The sequence below is a fragment of the Flavobacterium sp. genome (assembly GCF_035456225.1).
GTDB lineage: Bacteria > Bacteroidota > Bacteroidia > Flavobacteriales > Flavobacteriaceae > Flavobacterium.
On the sequence record NZ_DATIDM010000128.1, the window covers coordinates 1 to 6281 of the forward strand.

General features: G+C 38.8%; 6 protein-coding genes. 5 read left to right on the forward strand and 1 reads right to left on the reverse strand.

Going from position 1 to position 6281, the window contains the following annotated elements; all coding sequences use genetic code 11:
• The first annotated feature begins 29 nt into the window (after nt 1-29).
• Nucleotides 30-446 carry a Holliday junction resolvase RuvX gene (gene ruvX, locus VLB74_RS07635; RefSeq protein ID WP_325202863.1) on the forward strand — a complete coding sequence of 139 codons (417 nt, stop codon included), beginning with the start codon at nt 30-32 and terminating at the stop codon, nt 444-446.
• Between the two features lie 105 nt (nt 447-551).
• The gene (locus VLB74_RS07640; protein ID WP_325202864.1) at nt 552-2063 is read left to right on the forward strand and encodes a malate:quinone oxidoreductase; all 1512 of its coding nucleotides are present in this window, start codon (nt 552-554) and stop codon (nt 2061-2063) included.
• Nucleotides 2064-2269: 206 nt separating this feature from the next.
• Here VLB74_RS07640 and VLB74_RS07645 read toward each other — a convergent pair whose 3' ends face one another.
• Entirely contained in the window at nt 2270-4486 is a 2217-nt protein-coding gene (locus VLB74_RS07645) for an FUSC family protein (RefSeq protein WP_325202865.1), read from the reverse strand.
• A 156-nt stretch (nt 4487-4642) separates the two neighbouring features.
• On the opposite strand from VLB74_RS07645, the gene def reads away from it, so the two are divergent.
• From def to VLB74_RS07660, 3 genes are all read left to right on the forward strand, one after another.
• Nucleotides 4643-5230 carry a peptide deformylase gene (gene def / locus VLB74_RS07650; RefSeq protein WP_325202866.1) on the forward strand — a complete coding sequence of 196 codons (588 nt, stop codon included), beginning with the start codon at nt 4643-4645 and terminating at the stop codon, nt 5228-5230.
• A 68-nt stretch (nt 5231-5298) separates the two neighbouring features.
• Nucleotides 5299-5721: a DUF5606 family protein gene (locus VLB74_RS07655; RefSeq protein WP_325202867.1), complete on the forward strand. Its 423-nt coding sequence runs from the start codon at nt 5299-5301 to the stop codon at nt 5719-5721.
• 98 nt (nt 5722-5819) lie between these two features.
• A partial coding sequence (locus VLB74_RS07660; protein ID WP_325202868.1) for a MazG family protein occupies nt 5820-6281 on the forward strand: 462 nt, incomplete at its 3' end.

Below are 6281 nucleotides of genomic sequence, written 5' to 3' on the forward strand. Positions count from 1 at the left end.
ATAAGCCTTAATTTTGTCAAAAAATAAATATGCCAAGAATCCTCGCCATAGACTACGGTATGAAACGCACCGGAATCGCAGTAACAGACGATCTGCAAATCATTGCTTCCGGTTTGACTACCGTTCCGTCTGAAACCGTAATCGATTTTTTAAAAGACTACTTTACAAAAGAGAATGTCGGCAAGGTGCTTATCGGCGAACCAAAACAAATGAGTGGGGAACCTTCCGAAAGCGCACCAATAATAGAAGCTTTTGTAGTGAAATTCAAATCGGCTTTTCCGGAAATGACTTTAGAGCGTGTGGATGAGCGTTTCACTTCTAAAATGGCCTTCCAAACCATGATTGACAGCGGACTCAAAAAGAAACAGCGTCAGAATAAAGCGTTGATTGATGAGATTTCTGCAACAATTATGCTTCAGGATTATCTATCCCGAAAAATGTTTTAACTTTTAGTTATAATTTCTTAAAAATGATTTTTCCTCTGTAAACCCTTGAAAATTAAGATAATTTTTGCAATGTAAGCCGTAAATTTGCCGCTTTATAATTTTGCAATGACAACACAACACAAATCAGAAGCAGATGTAGTTTTAATTGGCGCCGGAATCATGAGTGCCACTTTGGGATTACTGCTGAAAGAACTTCAGCCAAATTTAAAAATCGAAATTTTTGAACGTTTAGATATAGCCGCAGCCGAAAGTTCCGATGCCTGGAACAATGCCGGAACCGGTCACGCCGCTTTTTGTGAGTTAAATTACACTCCTGAAAAAAGTGATGGTTCTATCGATACCTCAAAAGCCGTGAAAATCGTTGAGGCTTTTGAAGTTTCACGTCAGTTCTGGTCGTATCTGGTTGAAAAAGGTTTGTTGAACAATCCGGAAAATTTTATAAAAAGCATTCCCCATATGAGTTTTGTCTGGGGTGAAAAAAATACAAAGTACCTTAAAAAACGTTTCGATGCTTTACAGGAATTCCACCTTTTCAAGGATATGGAATATACGGAAGATGCTGAAAAAATTAAGGAATGGGCTCCCCTGATTATGGAAGGCCGTAAAGGAGCTAAAAAATTGGCTGCTACCTCAATGCGTTTCGGTACGGATGTGAACTTCGGGGAATTGACACGAAGCATTTTCAGATATCTCGAAACATTGGAAGGGGTTCAGCTGCACTTTAATCACGATGTGCGTAAGCTAAGAAGATACGATGACGGAACCTGGAGAGTGAAGGTTAAGGAATTGGAATCCGGGGCTAAAAAACGTGTGAAAGCAAAATTTGTTTTCATTGGTGCTGGAGGAGGCTCACTTTTGTTGCTGGAAAAAGCAAATATCCCTGAAGGAGAGGGATTTGGAGGTTTCCCGGTAAGCGGACAATGGTTAAAGTGTACCAACGAAGAGTTAATTGCAAAACATCAGGCGAAAGTATACGGAAAGGCGGCGGTTGGTGCACCACCTATGTCGGTTCCGCATATTGATACGCGAATGATTGATGGTAAAAAAGCCTTGTTGTTTGGGCCTTATGCTGGATTTTCAACGAAATTCCTGAAGAACGGTTCGTATTTCGATTTGGCAAAATCAATCAAACGAAAAAATATCAAACCGATGCTTGGCGCCGGAATCAGCAATATTCCGCTGACAAAATATTTGATAGAGCAGGTAATGCAATCGTCGGAAGACCGAATGAAAGCATTACGCGAATACTTGCCGGATGCTAAAAAAGAAGATTGGGTACTTGAAAATGCAGGTCAGCGTGTTCAGGTTATCAAAAAAGATAAAAACGGTAAAGGAGTTTTAGAATTCGGTACCGAAGTGGTAAATGCCGCTGATGGTTCGTTGGCTGTTTTGTTAGGGGCTTCCCCGGGAGCTTCCACAGCGGTTTCTATCATGCTGGATTTGATCGGACGTTGTTTTAAAGATGAATTAGCTTCTCCGGAATGGCAGGCTAAACTGAAAGAAATGATCCCGTCTTATGGTCAGAAACTTAACGAAAATCCTCAATTTGCAGACGAAATTCGTCACAAAACGGGTACAATATTAAAATTGAAAGATTTAGCTAAATCTTCTGTATAAAATTTAAAACGCACCAATTCGGCTACCGTCTGGAGCAAAAAAAATGAATAAAATTTTAGCCACGAATTCACTAATTAATGAATGTAAATTAGTGAATTCGTGGCATTTTTTTAATACGAATGTGAAATCGGTACAAATCTTTTCAATATGAATTAGCTGTATACTTTTTTAGAGATGTGTCCAGACTGTATCCAATCCGGTTTGTTTTATTCCTTTATTTTTAGGTTTTTAATCACTTTTAGTAAATTTTCGGACAGGTTAATCAGCCAGATTAGCTGGTCGATAACCAGTTGCGCTTCCTCCATCTTCAGCTGAAAATCCTGATTGTCGATACTTGTACTTCTTAATTCCTGCGCGCGGATGTTTTTCAGTTCTGTAAAACTCAGATCCAGTCGTTCTTTTTCATCGCTTGTTAACGAAGAATCTTCTCTTTTTCCGTGGAGAATTTCAATGGCCAAATCCAAATTTCTAATCACTGTTTCACATACAATATTAAAGGCTTCGGAAGCTTCCGTGGTTTTATGCAACTGAACATAGGAGCCCAACGAAGCGGCAGAGGAGAGCAGTGTGTGATTGAGTGCAACAGTTTTGTAAACCTTAGTCATGTTTTTCTGCTTGGATTTCGGTTCCTGTTTCATTCTTTGGAATGAAGCCATCAGGTTTCCGATTTCGATGAAGGCCTCTTTGCGGGATAATTTATATTCAGTGGAAACTTCTCCTTTTCGGTTGTAAAAAAGGGTAATCTCGCTAAGATAATTCCGATTGGCCTCAATTGATTTTTCAAGATGATTGTTGAGGTTTAAAAATTCCCACGAAGGCCAAAGGAAGTAATTGGCCAAAAATGCGAGCGTGGCTCCAAAAAGAGTGTCTAAAATTCGGTATTGAATAACTTCCGTTACATTCGGGGTAAGCATTCCATAGATGAAAATCACATATATAGTTACGAAGGTAGCTCCGATTTTATAATTGATTTTCGTATAGGTAAACCCTAAAATCATCGCAATCACGGATAAGGTTCCCAAAGCATAACTGTTTTTTACAAAATAAAGTACTGCAAATGCTATGATTCCACCAATGACAGTTCCGAAAATCCGCTCGAAGGAGCGTTGTTTGGTCAAACCGTATCCCGGACGCATGATAACGACAATGGTGAGTAAAATCCAGTAACCATTTTGAAGCGGAAGTAATTTTCCAATGATGAAACCGGCAAGAATGGTTAATGATAAGCGTAAAGCATGCCTGAACGTTGTGGAGGAAAAGCTCATGTTTTCGGCCAATACACCAAGACGGTAATTTTGCGGGGTCAGGAATTTTTCGATTTCCTTGTGCTTATGACTGAATTCTTCCAGATTAAGGTATCCGGCCAGCGCTTTTTCGATAACTTTAATTTTCTCTACCTGTTTTTCGGCATAATGCTGCATGTTTTTAATCATCAAAAGTCCTTCCGGAGTTGCCGTTGTGCCTATTTCGGTTTTGTATCGTTCGATAATGTGCTGAAGATTTTCCAGGTCAAGGAGTAAGGTGTGTTCCGGAGTGTACTTGGTGTTGTTCTGCAGGCTTTGCGATAGTTTTTTAAGTGTTGCGGCTATGTTGTAAGCCAAATTCTGATAGGTTCGCAGTGTTTTTGGATGATTGTCGAAACGATGATGCAATTCGTCGTGATTGAACGAAAAGGCGAGTGCGATTTCCAATATTTCCACCAGATTGGTGAAGACAATCAGCATTTTTCGGTTTTGGTTTGAATTGCTCGAATCGATAGTGTTTCGGATTACAAATTCACGAATATTCTCATGAATTGCATTGATTTCCACCTGAATTTCGAGTTGCTTTTCGGTTATCTGGGTTTTGTCGGAATCACTATTCCACAGATCTCCCCGAAGTTTCAGATATTTTGAAGTCAGCCATAAACATTCGGCAATCTGTAATTCCATATAACGATGCGGTCGCAGGAAATGAAAGAGGAGCGAAATAAAAAGGTAAAACAAACCTCCAATCAGAATATATCCGGAATGTATCGCAAGTTCCCAGCCTTTGTAGGAATGGCTGAAGGCGAGCGTAACGGTAATCAGGCAGACAAATGAAATCATGTTGGCCCTGTGTCCGTACACGGAAATCATCGAAAAGAAGAACAATAAAACCAATAATGCAGGATATACGATAATGGGCTTGTCCTGAATAAATCCGAGTGTTAATGTCGTTGTCGTAATCAGGAAAACAGCGATAAGAATTCCTTTTGTTTTATGGCTTAAGCTTCCCGGGACATCGCTGGGAAAAGTAAGTAAAGCGCCGATGGCAATGGTAAAACCTTCCTGGAAATGATCAAATTGTGACAGTACAACTACGGGAAGCACACAGGCTATCGTCACTTTTAAAGCATTGGCAAAATTGGTGTTGTCTGTATGTTTTCTAATATTTTGAATCATCCTGTTTCTGTACCATGGCGATAGTTACTGTAGGAAAAGCAACTATAAATTTAAGAATCATTTCACATATTATGTTTAAAAAAAGCCAAAAGCGTCTAAAGACTGCCCGATTCTCCCTTTTTTGATTACTTTTGCGACATAATTAAGTTTCGAAACATGATTTTACCAATTATAGGATACGGCGATCCGGTGCTTCGCAAAATGGGCGAGGAAATTTCTAAAGATTATCCGAATCTTAAGGAAACCATTGCCAATATGTATGAAACAATGTACAATGCGTACGGCGTTGGATTGGCAGCACCTCAAGTAGGTTTGGCGATTCGTCTTTTTATTGTTGACTGTGAGCCTTTCAGTGACAGTGACGACATGTCAAAAGAGGAAGCAGAACAATTAAAAGGGTTCAAAAAAACCTTCATCAATGCTAAAATCCTTAACGAAGACGGTGAAGAGTGGGGATTCAACGAAGGTTGTTTGAGTATTCCTGAAGTTCGCGAAGACGTTTTCCGTCATGAACAAATCACAATTGAATATTACGATGAAGATTTCAATAAGAAAACAGAAGTATATGATGGTTTGATTGCCAGAGTAATTCAGCATGAATACGATCATATCGAAGGAATTTTGTTTACCGACAGAATTTCGTCATTGAAAAAACGTTTAATATCGAAGAAATTACAGAACATCATGGAAGGGAAAACCCGTCCGGATTATAAAATGAAATTTGTTGCCAAAAAAGGCAGATAATTTTTGTTTTTCTCTGTAAAGATTAGATATTTGTCATCCTTATAAAATAATACACACACAATAACACAATGGGCATAGAAAGAATATTATCGATTTCAGGTAAACCGGGATTATACGATTTAAAATTACAAACAAGAACAGGTTTTGTTGCCGAGTCATTAATCGACGGTAAAAAAATCACAGTTGGAATGCGTAGCAACGTAAGTTTGTTGTCTGAAATTTCAATTTATACGTATAACGAAGAAGTACGTTTGTCAGAAGTTTTCAGAAGAATCGCTGAAAAAGAAGATAATGGTCCTGCAATGTCTCACAAAGAAGATAATGCTAAACAGGCTGCTTACTTCAGAGAAATTCTACCGGAATACGATGAGGAAAGAGTATATGGTTCCGATATCAAAAAAGTATTGAACTGGTACAACATGCTTCAGGCTAAAGGATTGGTTTCCAAAGAAGTTGCTGCTCTGGCAGAGGCTGCTAAAACAGAAGAATAATTTTTGTGTTTGAAATTTAGAATTTCAGTTATAAAAGAAAAAAATATAATCCTGTCCTTTTGGGCGGGATTTCTTATTTTTACACAAATTCTAAAACAATGAACACACGTCAGCAGCAATTGGATGCTTTTGGCCGTTTACTGGACATCATGGACGATTTACGCGAAAAATGTCCGTGGGATAAGAAACAAACGCTCGAAAGTTTACGCCATCTAACCATTGAAGAGGTCTATGAATTGGGCGATGCCATTTTGGATAACGATTTGGATGAAATCAAGAAGGAGCTGGGCGATGTGTTGCTGCACATTGTTTTTTATTCTAAAATCGGAAGCGAAAAACAGGCTTTTGATATAGCCGATGTGGCGAATTCCATTTGTGATAAGTTAATCGACCGTCATCCTCATATTTATGGCGATGTAATTGTTGAAAATGAAGAGCAAGTCAAGCAAAACTGGGAAAAACTGAAACTGAAAGAAGGAAAGAAATCGGTTTTGGAAGGTGTTCCGAAGAGTTTACCAGCTTTAGTGAAAGCCAGTCGCATTCAGGACAAAGTAAAGGGA